Raw genomic sequence first — 15,103 nt, forward strand, 5'->3', positions numbered from 1 at the left:
ATACTATTTCTCCTTTTCTACAGGAAATATCTTAGTTCCATCAGAAATAAGACTTATCCCTCCAATAACCACTGTATCTTTTTCACTTACACCACTTTTGATTGCTATTTTATCCTCTGTTACAATTCCAGTTTGAACTAATGTTTTCTTTGCTATGTTATCCTTAGTTGCTATGTATACATATTTTTTTCCATTTTCTTCAAATATTGCTTTTTTAGGTACTGTAACAGCTCCATTTTCTTTTTCAACACTTAAGTTTACTTGTGCAGACATTCCTGCCTTAAATTTGTTGTTAGTATTAGTAACAAGTATTTTAACAGGATATAAAGATGTCTGAGGGTCAACTACTGAGGGAACATAATCTATCTTTCCTAAAACTCTTTGATCTTCAATGACAACATCTACATTGCCATCTTTTTTAAATTTAGCTATATCTGCTTCTGCTACATTTAAGTCTACTTCTAATATATTAGGATTAGAAATAACAAAAGCTGGTTGTGATTGTGTTATCATCTCTTTTGAGTCAAAGTTTTTGGCTGTGATTGTTCCATCTACTGGAGCTTTTAATGTCAACTTATCTAAGTTACTCATTGCTAAATTATATGATACTTGAGCTTGGTCAAGTTGTTTTTTAGCAAGTGATTTAGCTTGAGGTATACTTTTTGAAGTTGCTGTATTGTATGCCCTTTGTGCAGAATCTAGTTGTTGTTTTGATTGCTCTAAAGCAACTTCTATTTTTTTAAATTGGTCTAAACTAATTACTTCCTGCTCGTAAAGAACCTTATTATTGTCATAATTTCTTTGGGATTCATCATATTGAAGTTTTGCGCTATCAAGAGCTGTTTTTGCTTGATTTACTTGAGCTTCTAATGCACCTCCAGTGGCACTTGCATAACTTGCTTTTGCTAAATCCAGTGATGCTTTAGACTGTTTTACACTGTTTTCTAGATCTTCACTGGTTATACTCAATAAATCATCACCTTTTCTTACATTTTGCCCAAGTTTTACATAAACTTCTTGAACTGTGCCAGCAGTTTGAGCAGTAACTGATGTCTCATCTTTAACTTTTGTAGTTCCTGAGAAAGCATTTGTATTTTCTATTTCTCCACCTACTGCCTTTTGAACAGAGACTGCTATAGGTTTTTCTGGTTCAGGTTCATCTGTTTTTCCACATCCAACTAAGAACAGTGAACTACACATTAAAAAAACTACTAAATATCTTTTCATATATCCTCCTATTATATTTTACACTAGCTTGTTGTAGAATTTAAAGTGTCTTATAATTTAAGTTTAGTTTTAGGCTAATTAAAAAACTTCCCTTTTTTGGCATTTTATAATTCTCTAATTTGATTATAAATTTATAATTATTATGAGTCAATAACTTTTTCTTGTTTTAAATTTATTAATAGTTTATAATTTATAATATATATAATAGAGAATGAATATTTTATTACAGTATTTATTGAAGGGATGTTACAAATATGGATAACGATAATATACTTAAAATAGCGGACTCTTTTTTAGACTTTTTATTTGTACTTCAAAATAATATATTCAAAGAAAACGATTTGTTAAAAAAATTTCAAAACAACTCAGATATGATGAAAGAGTATTTTGGAGAATGTCCAATGGCTCCATCACATGCAAAGGTAATTCTTTATCTTATGACATCAAACTCATCATCAATTTCTCAAATAGCTTCTAATTTAGGAATATTAAAATCAAATATGACACCAATTATTGATAGATTGGTAGAGCATGATTTAGTAAATAAATTTCCTGACCCAAAAGACAGAAGAGTTCTTAGAGTTGAATTGACAGATAAAGCATTTGAATTATTTGATATTGTACAATCTATTCTTAAAGAGTCTATAGTAAAAAAACTATCAAATCTTTCTGATGAAGAGCTAACTTTATTAGATGAACATACACTTAAACTATCAGAAATAGTAAAAAAATTAGTTTAAATGTACATAGGAGAAGCTATCATTATAAAGTTGAATTTTTACACAAAGCAGAAATAGCAGTAGTATAATATATCTAATATTATACTACTGCTATTTCTGCTTTTATGAATATTATTTAATTCTCAAATTCTATTTTCCAGTTGAAGTAGCCAGTATCTGGATTTTTATTGTATTTTAATGTAGCATCAAATTTATTTCCATTTTTAGAAGTTAAAGATTTTACCTTGGTCTCACCTTTTTTTAAAATATTTTTGACCATAGTTTTATTAACTTTCTTTTTGTAGAGACTTAAGTATTTGTCATTTTTCCAAATAACGAACTTACACTCTTTATGATTTTTACAAGCAAATCCTTTATCAAACTCAAGGACATCACCTTGACAAATAGGACATTTACCAAGAGAAGTATTTTCTTTTTTAATATCTGTATCCTTTGATACAGCAATTTCCTTTTCAGAATCAGTCAAACTTTTTTTTGAGCTATTTTTTGAATCTTTTGCTTTTACCTTAGTAAATTTTTTAGTTTTTGAATCAAAAGTATAAGCCTCTGTATTTATATTTTTTGAAGCATCCTGCTTTATGATATTAACATTTTGATATATAAAACTAATAATATGAGTAAGATATTCTTTTCTGGTGTATTTGCCTTTTTGAATATCACTTAAACTTTTTTCAAGTTTACCAGTGTAGTCCACATCAAATAAGTCCTTAACAGGAAAAATTTCAACTAAATTTTTTCCAAGGTCTGTTATAAAGTAAGATTTGCCTTTTTTCTTTACATAGCCAACCTGACTTATTTTTTTTAGTACATCGGCACGTGTGGCTGATGTTCCTATTGAATATCCTGAAAGTACAGTTGTATCTTCTTCAGGTACATTTTTACCACAATTTTTCATAGCTTTTAAAAGTGTATCTTCAGTATATGATTTAGGGGGTGTTGTTTGTTTAGTTAATGGCTTTATCTCTAAGACATCAACAATATCATCTTTGTTTACAAATGGAAGTAAATCGTTTTTTTCTTCCTTATTATATACTTCAAGGTATCCCTTTGATTTAAGTACTTTTCCTTTTGTTAAAAAAGTGCAATCATCTACTTTAGTTTTAATTTCTGTGTTCTCATATTCAGCAGGAGGCATAAAATTTGCTACAAATCTATCTTTTATAGCATCATAAACCAATTGCTCATCTTTAGATAAATTTTTGGGTATTATATAAGTAGGAATTATAGCACTATGCGAATCTACCTTAGATGAATCAAAGACCCTTTTTGTTTTAGAAAATTTAATTTTATTTTCATATTCAAGACCAACTTTTAATTTTTCTAAGGTTTGAGAAGCCTTTGAAGCTAAACTTTCTTCTAAAAAAATAGAATCGGTTCTTGGATAAGTTATATACCCACCTTTACCATTACCTTCATAAAGAGATTGACAGACATTTAAAACTTTATCAGAGGTAAAATTAGAGTACTTAGAAGTTATATATCCTTGAAGTGATGTTAAACTAAAAAGTTTTGGTGCATACTCTTTTGACATAGTAATTTTTTTATCTAGTATTTTGCCAGTTTGAGATGTAATTGAAGCTATGATTTTATTTGCATCTTCAAGTGTATCAAATTTACTTTCTTTACCTTTAATATATTTACCTTTATATTCACCATTTTCAGCTTTAAAATGACCCTCTACCTCATAATAAGTTTTGGGAACAAAATTCAGTATTTCCATATCCCTATCATAGACTAATTTGACTGTTGGAAGAATTACTCTACCTATATTTAATAATTTTCCATTTCCATATTTTAATGTAGCAACAGAAGTGAAGTTTATTCCAATTAGCCAATCAGTAATAAGTCTTGTATATCCAGCAGCTTGAAGATTTCTCATTTCATCTTCATCTTTTAAGTTTTTTATACCCCTTGTAATGTCTTCTGGAGTCCATTCATTTACCAAGATTCTTTTTACTGGTTTTTTATTTTTTGCAAGTAAAAATATTAAAAATGCTATAAGTTCTCCCTCTCTGTCATTATCAGTGGCATTTATTACATATTCCACATCTTTTCTGTTTAAAAGTTTTTTTACAGTATTGAATTGTTTAGTTTTAGAACTATCAATTTTGAATTTAAACTTATTTTCAGGCACAAATGGAAAATTATTCATTTTCCAAGAGCCAGAATACTTATCTTTATCATAATCTTTCATATCATATAATGATACTAAGTGTCCAACTGCATAAGTAATTATATAATCATTTCCTTCAAAGTAACCATCTTGTCTAGTCTTTGCACCTAAAAATGATGCTATAGTTTTTGCAACGGATGGCTTCTCAGCAAGTACAAGTTTCATAAAAAATCCTCCTTTAAAACACTAATAATTATATTACCACAAAAAAATAAAAAACTTCAAGAGGCTGAAATTTAAGTTATAATATTTATAGGAAATTGAAAGGAGATATAAAATGTACAATTTAAAAGTAAAAAAATTAAATGACGACGCTATAATACCTAATTTTGCTCACAAAGGTGATGCGGGTATGGATTTGTATTCTATAGAGGAGGTTGTAATACCTTCTGGAGAGACTAAACTTATTAAAACTGGAATATGTATAGAACTTCCTGCTATGACAGAAGCACAAGTGAGACCTAGAAGTGGACTTGCTTTAAAACATTCAATTACTGTGTTAAATACACCAGGAACTATTGATGAAGGATATAGAGGAGAGCTTAAAATCATATTAATAAATCATGGAAAAAATGATTTTAAAGTTGAAAAACATATGAAGATTGCTCAAATGGTAGTAAAACCTATATACGAGATTAATATAGAAGAAGTTAAAGAATTAAGTGATTCTGAAAGAGGAAAAGGTGGATTTGGTTCAACAGGATTCTAAAAAGTTACAAAAAAGTTAAAAAATATAAAATTGTTTAATAAAATATAGATTGGCTATATAACTGAGTTTCAAGCTCTTTGTGATTAAAAAATATTTATGGTAATTTATGGTATAGAATTATTACTATAGACAAATAGTTACAAATTTGTAATAATATTAATATAAAAGAAATAATTGATATTTAAAAATAGTGTCAGTTATTTCTTTTATGTTAGAAATAAAAAATAAATCTACTAGAAAAGAGGAGATGAGTGGAAAGTTATGAATTTTAATCAAAAGAGAGTAGCAGCCAGTATAATGGCCACCGCGATAATAATGCCTACAATGGGGAATTTAGCATATGCTAATGAGTCTGAAATAGAAAGTTCAACTGTAGAAAGTAGAACAATAACAGGGAATGCAGTAAATTTTAGAAAAGGACCAGGTACAAATAATGCATCTATAGGAAAGTTCTACAAAGGTGATAAAGTTGAGTACATAGGAAAAGATGGTTCTTGGGTAAAAGTTAAATATAATGGGAATACAGGTTATGTACATGAAAACTATGTATCAATAAATAGCCTAGGAAATAGTAATGAAAGTAATGATGCTTCAGTAAAATCAACAAAAGTTGTTACAGCAAAGGGATTAAATTTTAGAACAGGTCCAAGTACAGGAAGTTCTAAAATATCTACTTTGGGATATGGTACTGAAGTTGGATACATATCTGAGTCAAATGGATGGTCAAAAATAAGTTCTAATGGTAGAGTAGGTTATGTTTCAAGTAAATATTTAGGAACTAACTTAAGTGATTCTGCAAATGGAAATTCTGGAAACAGTTCAAGTGATCTTGTAAAGGATACAAAAGTTGTAACAGCAAAATCATTAAACCTTAGAACAGGACCAGGAACAGAACACTCTAAAGTGGCTACATTAAGTTATGGTACTGAAGTCGGAAGTATCTCAGAAGATGGAGGATGGACAAAAGTAAATCATGATGACCAAACAGGATATGTATCAAGTCAATATCTTGCAGAAAAAGGTTCTGTTGATACTTCAAGTCCATCTGATTCAACTAATTCTCCAAGTCAGGGAGCTGATAGTGTAATAAGCTTTGCAAAGACACTACTTGGAAAACCATATGTATGGGGAGCAGAAGGTCCAAATAGTTTTGACTGTTCTGGATTCACACAATATGTTATGAAAAAATCTGCTGGAGTTAGTATACCAAGAGTATCTAGAGACCAAAGTAAGTATGGAGCATATGTAAATAGAGGAGACCTTAGAAGCGGAGATTTAATATTCTTTGATACAGAAGGCTCAAATAATGGTTCTGTAAGTCATGTTGGAATATATATGGGAAATGGAGAGATGATACACGCATCTTCAGGTTCATCAAAAAAGGTAACAATATCTAATATAAATAGTAGTTACTATTCAAGTAGATATGTAAATGCAAGAAGAGTTTTATAATCATTTAGATTTAATTATAAAATTTTACAAATAGATATTTCTTTATTGCTTACAAAATAAAAGCAGGTAAGATGTCAATAGTATTGTAGATTACTATCTATATTACTGTTGATTTAGTACCTGCTTTTTATTGTTTATTTATTCTATTTGCGTATAGAAAATGGACAGTTCTTTATAGTTTTTTATATCTTTAAGCGGATTTAAGCGAAAAGAGTAAGTTAGTAAATTAGTAAATGGTTGTAGTTTTACATATAAAGAAGAATTTTAGAATATTTTTTGAGATTCTTCTAAGTCATAAGCATCCATTAAAGCTTCACCAAATCTTTGATAGTGAATTATTTCTCTTTGGCCTAAGAATTTTAGTACATTTATAACATCAACATCATCTGTTAAGTTTATAAGTTGATAATATGTTGCAAGTGCTTTTTGTTCAGCAGCCATATCTTCATGTAAATCAGTTACAGGATTTGACATAACCGCGATAGGTCTTACATCAAATGGAACTCCATTTGAATCTGTTGGATAAATTCCATATCCATTTTGTGCATAGTTTGAGCCAAGACCAGCAGCTTTTAATTCTTCTGGAGTTACATCAGAAGTTAACTGATAAACCATAGTACATATAAGCTCAACGTGAGCTAGTTCTTCTGTACCAATATCTGTTAAAAGTGCACGCATATTACCAGTAGGCATTGTATATCTTTGACTTAAATATCTCAAAGATGCAGCAAGTTCTCCATTTGGTCCGCCAAACTGAGTTATAAGAAACTTAGCCATTCTTGGGTCACAAGTTTTTATATTAACTGGGTGTTGTAAAGTTTTTTGATATATCCACATGAATTTTCAATCCTCCAATACTTGATGTCTAATAATTAAATTCTCTGTCCCAAGGCCAAGGTTGCTCAGCCCATTGCCAAGGGCATCTACTTGGAGCATACCCAAAGCTAGTTAAAGGACCATATTTATTTTCGTAAGCATATCTAGCCTGTGCAAATTGGTTACACAATGAATTGTAAGTGTTGATAGCATTTTTATCATCAGGATGAGTGTCTAAATATAAGTTCATATCAACACATGCAAAAGATGTTTCCTGAATTTTTCTCATAAGTTCAGCTCTAGATGAATCTTTCATTATCTTCTACCTCCTCTTAATTTTTTTGGCTTAGCATATAATTCTTTGTTGTACATTTCAGATTCTAATAAATTTAGTTCTGGAAATATAGTTCCAAATTTTAATGCATCAGAAAGGCAGTACATTTCTGTGAAAATTTGATTATTAATATATGGTCTAGCCAAAGATGAACCACAATTTTTTTTAATGTCTCTAGTTTTATTTTCCAAGATGAAAACCTCCTTGTTGTAAATAGATAGGTAAGTCTATCTAGTGTATAATATTCATCCATTTAAAAATCGTTACTCATAATAAAATATTAAATGAGAAAAATAAAAAAGATAATAAAAGAAAGGCATTATTTATGTTATTATAAGTTTATGTGTTATTGTAAACTATAAAGTATTTATTAAAATTAAAGTAAAAATTATAGTATTTTATAGAAGTAGGTAGACTTTTTTGTAAAATATTATTAACATAAATATACGAGGTGATTAAATGAGTGAGCTATCAGGAAAAGGCTGTGAAATTATAGTTCCTTTTGAGGAAAGACTTTCACTAAGGGATATAGAAAAAAGTATTATAAAAAAATATAGAAAACATTTATGGTCTAAGTTTATAAAGGCAATAAGAGATTATAAATTAGTTGAAGAAGGGGATAAAATAGCTGTAGCAATATCTGGAGGAAAAGATAGTATTCTTATGGCTAAAATGTTTCAAGAATTAAAAAGGCATGGACAAGTTAATTTTGATGTTGAATTTATTGCTATGGACCCTGGATACCATGCGAATATAAGGCAATTACTTGTAGATAATTGTGAGTATTTAAATATACCAATACATTTATTCGATTCAAGAATATTTGAAATAGCTGATGAAATTGCAAAAGATTATCCATGTTATATGTGTGCAAGAATGAGAAGGGGAGCACTATATTCAAAAGCAGAAGAATTAGGGTGTAATAAACTTGCATTAGGTCATCACTATGATGATGTAATAGAAACAACGATGCTTAATTTGTTATGTGCAGGAAATTTTAAAACTATGCTTCCTAAGCTTAATTCTACTAATTTTGAAGGAATAAAAATCATAAGACCACTTTATTATATAAGAGAAGAACATATTATAAGATTTATCCAAAATAGTGGTATATGGCCTTTAAATTGTGCATGTATGGTTGCTGCTAAAAAAACTGGAAATAAAAGATATGAGATAAAAGATTTAATAAAAAGTTTAGAGCCAAATTTTAAAAATGTAGAAAAATCCATATTTAAAGCAGCAGAAAATGTAAATCTTGATTCAATACTAGGGTGGCAAAAAGATGGGGAGAAACATTCTTTCTTAGAAAATTATGAATAAAAGTAATTAAAGGAATCACTATAAACAATTGGAAAGGGTGTTTATATTGAAGAGAGTATATATAGATTTTGAGATGAATATGCCAAATTCTAAATCAAAGAGAGATATATTAAATTCAGATATAATTGCAATTGGAGCAGTTATGTATGATGAAAAGACAAAAAATATTGATAAGTTTAAATCTTTAATAAAGCCAGTAAGTAATGCCCAGTTGTATCCTCATATACAAGAGTTGACTCATATATCTTCAGAAGCATTAAAGTATGCACCAAGCTATGAAGAGGTCATGAGAAAGTTTAAAAAGTGGTTAGGCATATTTTCTGAGATTGAAGGAATATATACTTTTGGTAATTTAGATTTAACATGTTTCAATAACACTGATATGAGAAGTTCTAAAAAAAACAATCATCCAAGGTTCGTAAACAACATTCGAGAGTTATTTGTGGATATAAAAGAGAAATATATAGAGTGTGGTATAAAATGTATGAACTATATATCACTAAAAAATTTACTTGAATTTGCTAATTTAGAGTTTAGTGGAGATGCACATGACCCATTGAATGATGCATATAATTTATTTATTTTAGATGAGGCAATTACAAATAATGTAGATATACAAAATATTTTAATAATGCTAGATATAATAAGACCACCGTTTAATAACATAAATCCAGATTTAAATGATTGTTTTGATAAATTTAAAGAATCACTTTATAAAAAAGAAGGAAATTATGATATTGTAGATTTTTCTATTGAGATAATAAAAACTGTGAGAATGTACTTATTGACAATTATAAATATAAATATACAAAACATAGAAGTTATAAAAGATATAGATAAAAAATTGGATACTATAGATAAATTGAAGAATATAGAAGATGGTTATTTTTATTTATTAGAAGATGTGTATTTTGATATAAAAGATTTATTAGAAGATTTAATGCTTTATAGAGTACATGAAGATGAATACAAAAATGAAATAGAAAATATAATAAAGATGTTTGATGAAGATTTAGAGAGTGAGAAAATATATATTGATAAGAATAATAATTTAAATGCTATTAATAAAGTATAGAAAGTTACAACTAATAGAACAAAATTTGATGATTATGATAGTTTTTGAATAAAACTAGATTTAAATGGAATTAAACTTCTATAAAAATATATAAAATAGTAATAAATGTAGAAAGTATATATGCTTTCTACATTTTTAATATTATAGTATTTTAAATTTAAAAAATGTATTATATATTTTATAATTAATATATTTTATTGACATTTTATGATTGAAAAATATAAAAACTACTTCTTGCGAAAGTAATTGATTTGTTGTATTATAATTTACATGAATATGGAAGATAATCTTAAAAGCTGTATTATAAAAGTGCATATATTTAAATTTTTAACAAATAACTTATTTATTAAAAGATGAAGGGTAGGATGAAGTTATGGGATTTAAAGAAGTAAAAATTGAAGAGCTACAATTTAATCCATTCACTAAAATTGGTAAAGAGTGGTTACTTATAACAGCAGGAAACTCAGACAAATTTAATACAATGACTGCAAGCTGGGGTGGTGTTGGAGTGTATTGGAGTAAAAATGTTGTAACAACTTACATAAGACCACAGAGATATACAAAAGAGTTTGTAGATAATAATGACACATTTACAGTTGCATTTTTTGATGAAAAATACAGAGAAGCTTTAAATATTTGTGGTACTATTTCTGGTAGAGATATAAATAAAGTAGAAAAAGCAGAACTTACACCATATTTTGTAGACGATACAGTAGCTTTTGAAGAAGCTAATATGATTATGGTTTGTAAAAAATTATATCATGATACTATGCCACCAGAAAACTTTGATGCTAAAGAAAATGATGAAAAGTGGTATCCAAAGAAAGATTATCATACTATGTATATATCAGAAGTTGTAAAGGTTCTTATAAAAGAATAGATAAAATAAATTTAAAAAATATGTTTAATAGTAAATAGGTATTTTCTTTTAATTACTATTAAATAGATATTTTTTTATTAAAAGATGAACTCTGTTTTCTAGCGTTCATCTTTTTTATTTCCTTATATAGAAATATTTATATGAAGTATTCAAGGATATTTCATATGTATCTATTAATTATCTGTGTTTATTGTACTTAGTTTATTTTAAGAGAGATTCTTTTAAAATGAGATTTACTTAATATATAGTCTTAAGAGTATAAATGCTAACTAATAAAAATATATATTATATTAGGTATTTTAAATCGGTATTTTAAATAAATTTTGAAAATAAAAGGGTGATTTTTTATGGAAAATATAACTAGTTATTTTAGAACAATAGTATGTGTATTTATATGTTTATCGTCTGCATTTATATTTATTCAATTAGCTAGAGTTTTTATTAATAAGAAAAAAACTAGTATAAAAAATAAGTCAAAAAAAGGTTTTCGTTATGATAGAGATTTAATTGAGACAAGGAGAGAAAAAACATATACACAAGATAGAAATAGTGATAAAAATAAGAATATTGATAAGAAATTAAAGGGAGAAAAAGTATTCAAATATGATAATGGAGATTTATATAAAGGTGAGTTTATTGATGGGAAGAAAAATGGATTTGGGACATATATTTTTTCAAGTAAGGAAAGATATGAAGGGTTATGGAAAGATGATAAGATGCATGGAATAGGTAAATATACTTATAAAGATGGTTCAATATATACAGGGGAATTTAAAGATGGTTTAAAAAATGGTCTAGGAAAATTAACTTATCCAAATAATGATATATATAAGGGCTATTTTTTAGATAATAAAAAAAATGGAAAAGGTGTATTATATAAAAGTGATGGAAATAAGCAGGCAGGAATATGGGAAAATGATGAACAATGTAAAAGCTTAGATTTTAAAGAATTAAACAATAAAGAATTAAATAATAATGTTTATCAAAATAGATTAAGTGATAATAAGATAAAAATTTAGTTATTATAGTAAAATAATCTTTATTCATAATGGAATATCTACTGTATATTTAGTAAAATTTGTAAAAATTTCATATATCATATAAAATTAAGTATTGATTAGTATATTGTATAAATATAGAATATAAATATATCCATTTGATAATAAGGAGAAGAGATATGAAAGAATATGTAGTTGTAGATTTAGAAACTACAGGATTAGATCCATATAAAGGTTGTGAAATAATAGAGATAGGAGTAACAGAAATAAAAAATGACGAAATTGTAAAAAACTATTCGAGGTTAATAAAACCTAAGGGTATAATTTCTTCATTTATAACAGAATTGACACATATAAGTAATGAAATGGTAGAAAAAGAGGAGTCTTTAGAGTTGGTTTTACCTAGATTTAGAAAATACATAGGTGATAGAACTATAATTGCACATAATGCAAAATTTGATTTAAAGTTTTTAAATTACTATCTTAGAAAGTTGGACTTAGAGCCAATAAATAATTATATATGTACACTAGAATTATTAAAAAAATGTAAAAGTTATAAAGGAAAAAATAAGAAGCTTGAAACAGCTTGTGCTTATTACAATATAGAGAATATAAATGCTCATAGAGCTGATAGTGACACTTTAGCAACTGCAAAGCTATTTTTAAAAATAAAAGATGAATATTAATCGCAAATATAGAGAAAATTAGTGAAAATATCCTTTATAAAATTGACCCTTAAACTTACAATTTTGTTCTTTGATTTATTTTGTGGAACAATGTATAATGTACCTTATATAAAGAAGGGAGACTAAAATGGGTTATTACAATGATGATGATAATAATAAAATAAGACGTAAAAAAGTCAGTAATAATAAAGATAGTAATAAAAAATCTAAACATTCTTATACTTCAACAAGTAAAAAAAATAAAAATTCTCAGACAGCCTCTAGTAAAAGAATGAATGAAAAGGTAGATTCACAAAATATTATAAAAAGAGATAGTTTTACAAGAGATAATGTAAGACCTTTAAATACAGATTATGGTCAAAGAGATAGACGAAGAGTTGAGTACAAGCAAAGAGATAGAAAGTTAAAAAGTAAAAAAAGAAGAAAGCAAAAGAGAATTAAAATAGCTAGAGCATTATTATCTGTTATGCTAGTGGCACTCATTATATTTTCAGTTGCAGGTGCAATTTTTACAGTTTCAGCTATAAAAGGTTCACCTGAAGTTACTAAGAAATTAATTAAGTCTAAATATATAAGTAGTGAGGTTGTCAGTATAAAACAAATGCCAAAGGACTTAAAACAGGCTATAGTTTCCATAGAAGATGAGAGATTTTATAAGCATAAAGGAGTAGATGTTATTTCTTTAGCTAGGTCAGTACTTAATAATGTGTTTACAGATACAACACAAGGAGGAAGTACTATAGATATGCAAGTTTCAAAAAATCTGCTTACAAGTGACGATAAAACTATGAAGAGAAAAATAAGGGATATGTATAATGCAAAGCAGATGAATAAGATTATGAGTAAAGATGAAATCCTTGAAGCTTATTTAAATAATATGTACCTAGGAAAAAATGCATATGGAGCTGCAAAAGGAGCTGAAGTGTATTTTGGTAAAAAAGTTGGAGAGTTAAACCTAGCTGAATGTGCTATGCTTGCAGGTATGACCAATAATCCTGCTAGGTATATTGACCATGGAGAGGCTAAAAAGAGACAGTTGACTGTATTGTATAAGATGCATGAACTTGGTTATATAACTGATAAAGAATACAGAATAGCAAAGGCTGATGACACTCCATTTAAGTCAGAGATTGATTAAAAAAGCAAAAATCTAGTGTTTCCAATATATAGAATATAATAAAAGTTTGATTTGCCACCATATTGCTACTATAAGTTATAATTTGGTGGCAAATTATTTTATATATTCTTGAAAATATTTATAGTTTTATATTCTACAATCAATCTATTAATAAGAAATGAGTTAGAGAAATGAGTGAGTTTTTATTTAAAGTGTTATTTTAACAGTTAGATTTATATACCTTAGTATTGTTTCTTAAGATATATATATTGTTTCTCAAAAAGTAAAAAGTCACTCTTAGTGAAAGAGTGATTTTGAGCTTGATATAAAAATTGAGTGTTATAAAAAATAGCTTACTACAGTTGATTATGAAACTTCACTCTAGAGCAATAGATTGTAGTTTCTTCTTTTGTTTTTGATATTATTTTACATCTTCATTATATATAATTTTATAAAAAATAAAACTATAAAGATTATAATATAAAAAATAAATATACTTGAATTAAATTTGTATCATTTATTATAAGATTATTTAAAAGTAGATAAAACTAAAAAGGATTTTCTAGAAAATAAAATCTATCTAATTATGCTTATTTACCAAGACCATCACTTGATATAAATATGATTCTACTACATTTTCTCCGTATTCTAGCATAAAATCATCTAGCTGTGTATCTATAAAATTACAATAATCATGTGAACTACTAATATAAGCAGTTAATACATGTGTACACGTATCTATTTTTTCCATAAACATTTTACATCCCCCTAAAAAACTTTCATAAAAACAAAAAGAAAATATCTTTTTGGCAACTGGCTGACATAACTCATAAGATACTTTATAAGTCTTAGTCCCTATAGCTTTGCGTCACTAAATTTCTCTAGTTTTGCCGATTTAGTTTTATTCTACACCTATATAATACTAGAATGTAATCCATTATTCAATATTATTATGAGAAAATAAAAAAAATTTTAAATTATGAAAAATATTTTGCTTCAAAAAACAAAATGAATGCATAAATTATATGGAAATACTTGTATATAGTTGTGTATTAAAAAGCACCTATCATTAATTTAGGCTAGAGAAAATTTTAGAAAATGACAGAGTATGAAAAAAGAAGAATTTAAAAAAACTTATATGGTAAAAATTGGATGAAAAGGTTTGCTCTAATTCTCTTGCATATAAGACTCTATTGAGATAGAATTTATTTATGCATAAATTGACTTACACTATAGTGTGGTAGTAAAATAAAGAAAGTATTTTAGCTTTGAAACAAGAGATTTTTAAAAAATATACATAAAAATTTAATATCAAAAGTAATTTAAAGATTAGTCTAGTTTATTTCCCCCAAAAGTATTATAATGTTCTTTGTGTGTAAAAAAGGAATATTCATATTAGATACTACTCAAGATAAAAAATATTAATATATTGTCGTTATTAACAATATAGTAAAAGATTTAATGAATTATATTATTAAATCTAACTTTTAATATTTTAAAAAAGATTAGAAAATTAACATAAAATGTAAAAATTCACAATTTTTTCATAAAGTATTTGACTAAAAAATTCTCTTGT

General features: G+C 26.8%; 15 protein-coding genes and 1 riboswitch. Of the genes, 9 read left to right on the top strand and 6 right to left on the bottom strand.

Annotated elements, in window-relative coordinates:
* Nucleotides 1-3: 3 nt before the first annotated feature.
* Entirely contained in the window at nt 4-1,227 is a 1,224-nt protein-coding gene (locus KGF48_RS03280) for an efflux RND transporter periplasmic adaptor subunit (RefSeq protein ID WP_227828246.1), read from the bottom strand.
* Nucleotides 1,228-1,481: 254 nt separating this feature from the next.
* Between KGF48_RS03280 and KGF48_RS03285 the strand changes: the two genes are divergently transcribed.
* A complete protein-coding gene (locus KGF48_RS03285) occupies nt 1,482-1,967 on the top strand; it encodes a MarR family winged helix-turn-helix transcriptional regulator (RefSeq protein WP_227828247.1) in 486 nt (161 codons plus the stop codon).
* 115 nt (nt 1,968-2,082) lie between these two features.
* On the opposite strand, the gene KGF48_RS03290 is transcribed toward KGF48_RS03285, so the two are convergent.
* Nucleotides 2,083-4,305: a type IA DNA topoisomerase gene (locus tag KGF48_RS03290; RefSeq protein WP_227840467.1), complete on the bottom strand. Its 2,223-nt coding sequence runs from the start codon at nt 4,303-4,305 to the stop codon at nt 2,083-2,085.
* A gap of 112 nt (nt 4,306-4,417) precedes the next feature.
* Here KGF48_RS03290 and dut point away from each other — a divergent pair, with 112 nt between their 5' ends.
* A complete protein-coding gene (gene dut / locus KGF48_RS03295) occupies nt 4,418-4,849 on the top strand; it encodes a dUTP diphosphatase (RefSeq protein ID WP_227828249.1) in 432 nt (143 codons plus the stop codon).
* A gap of 261 nt (nt 4,850-5,110) precedes the next feature.
* Nucleotides 5,111-6,301, top strand: coding sequence for a C40 family peptidase (locus KGF48_RS03300; protein WP_227840468.1), 1,191 nt, complete (start codon nt 5,111-5,113; stop codon nt 6,299-6,301).
* 264 nt (nt 6,302-6,565) lie between these two features.
* On the opposite strand, the gene KGF48_RS03305 is transcribed toward KGF48_RS03300, so the two are convergent.
* From KGF48_RS03305 to KGF48_RS03315, 3 genes are read right to left on the bottom strand one after another with little or no spacing between them, the layout of a single operon-like run.
* Nucleotides 6,566-7,138: a manganese catalase family protein gene (locus tag KGF48_RS03305; RefSeq protein ID WP_227828251.1), complete on the bottom strand. Its 573-nt coding sequence runs from the start codon at nt 7,136-7,138 to the stop codon at nt 6,566-6,568.
* Between the two features lie 28 nt (nt 7,139-7,166).
* Complete coding sequence (locus KGF48_RS03310; protein WP_227840469.1) at nt 7,167-7,433, bottom strand: spore coat protein CotJB; 267 nt, start codon at nt 7,431-7,433, stop codon at nt 7,167-7,169.
* The gene (locus KGF48_RS03315) at nt 7,433-7,642 is read right to left on the bottom strand and encodes a spore coat associated protein CotJA (RefSeq protein WP_227432638.1); all 210 of its coding nucleotides are present in this window, start codon (nt 7,640-7,642) and stop codon (nt 7,433-7,435) included. Before KGF48_RS03315 ends, KGF48_RS03310 begins: the two co-directional genes overlap by 1 nt.
* 268 nt (nt 7,643-7,910) lie before the next feature.
* On the opposite strand from KGF48_RS03315, the gene KGF48_RS03320 reads away from it, so the two are divergent.
* From KGF48_RS03320 to KGF48_RS03345, 6 genes are all read left to right on the top strand, one after another.
* On the top strand, nt 7,911-8,771 hold the full coding sequence (locus KGF48_RS03320; RefSeq protein ID WP_227828253.1) for a tRNA 2-thiocytidine biosynthesis TtcA family protein: 861 nt from the start codon (nt 7,911-7,913) through the stop codon (nt 8,769-8,771).
* A gap of 37 nt (nt 8,772-8,808) precedes the next feature.
* Nucleotides 8,809-9,846, top strand: a complete 1,038-nt coding sequence (locus KGF48_RS03325) for a 3'-5' exonuclease (protein ID WP_227850095.1) — start codon at nt 8,809-8,811, stop codon at nt 9,844-9,846.
* Between the two features lie 373 nt (nt 9,847-10,219).
* A complete protein-coding gene (locus KGF48_RS03330) occupies nt 10,220-10,726 on the top strand; it encodes a flavin reductase (protein ID WP_227829297.1) in 507 nt (168 codons plus the stop codon).
* A 347-nt stretch (nt 10,727-11,073) separates the two neighbouring features.
* Entirely contained in the window at nt 11,074-11,745 is a 672-nt protein-coding gene (locus KGF48_RS03335; RefSeq protein ID WP_227829296.1) for an MORN repeat-containing protein, read from the top strand.
* A 158-nt stretch (nt 11,746-11,903) separates the two neighbouring features.
* Nucleotides 11,904-12,410: a PolC-type DNA polymerase III gene (locus KGF48_RS03340; protein ID WP_227841300.1), complete on the top strand. Its 507-nt coding sequence runs from the start codon at nt 11,904-11,906 to the stop codon at nt 12,408-12,410.
* A 127-nt stretch (nt 12,411-12,537) separates the two neighbouring features.
* Entirely contained in the window at nt 12,538-13,548 is a 1,011-nt protein-coding gene (locus KGF48_RS03345) for a biosynthetic peptidoglycan transglycosylase (RefSeq protein ID WP_227829294.1), read from the top strand.
* A 559-nt stretch (nt 13,549-14,107) separates the two neighbouring features.
* On the opposite strand, the gene KGF48_RS03350 is transcribed toward KGF48_RS03345, so the two are convergent.
* Nucleotides 14,108-14,284, bottom strand: a complete 177-nt coding sequence (locus KGF48_RS03350; RefSeq protein WP_227841299.1) for a hypothetical protein — start codon at nt 14,282-14,284, stop codon at nt 14,108-14,110.
* A 48-nt stretch (nt 14,285-14,332) separates the two neighbouring features.
* Nucleotides 14,333-14,429, bottom strand: a riboswitch (cyclic di-GMP riboswitch).
* Nucleotides 14,430-15,103 lie beyond the last annotated feature (674 nt).

The organism is Clostridioides sp. ZZV15-6388 (assembly GCF_020657755.1).
Classification (GTDB): domain Bacteria; phylum Bacillota; class Clostridia; order Peptostreptococcales; family Peptostreptococcaceae; genus Clostridioides.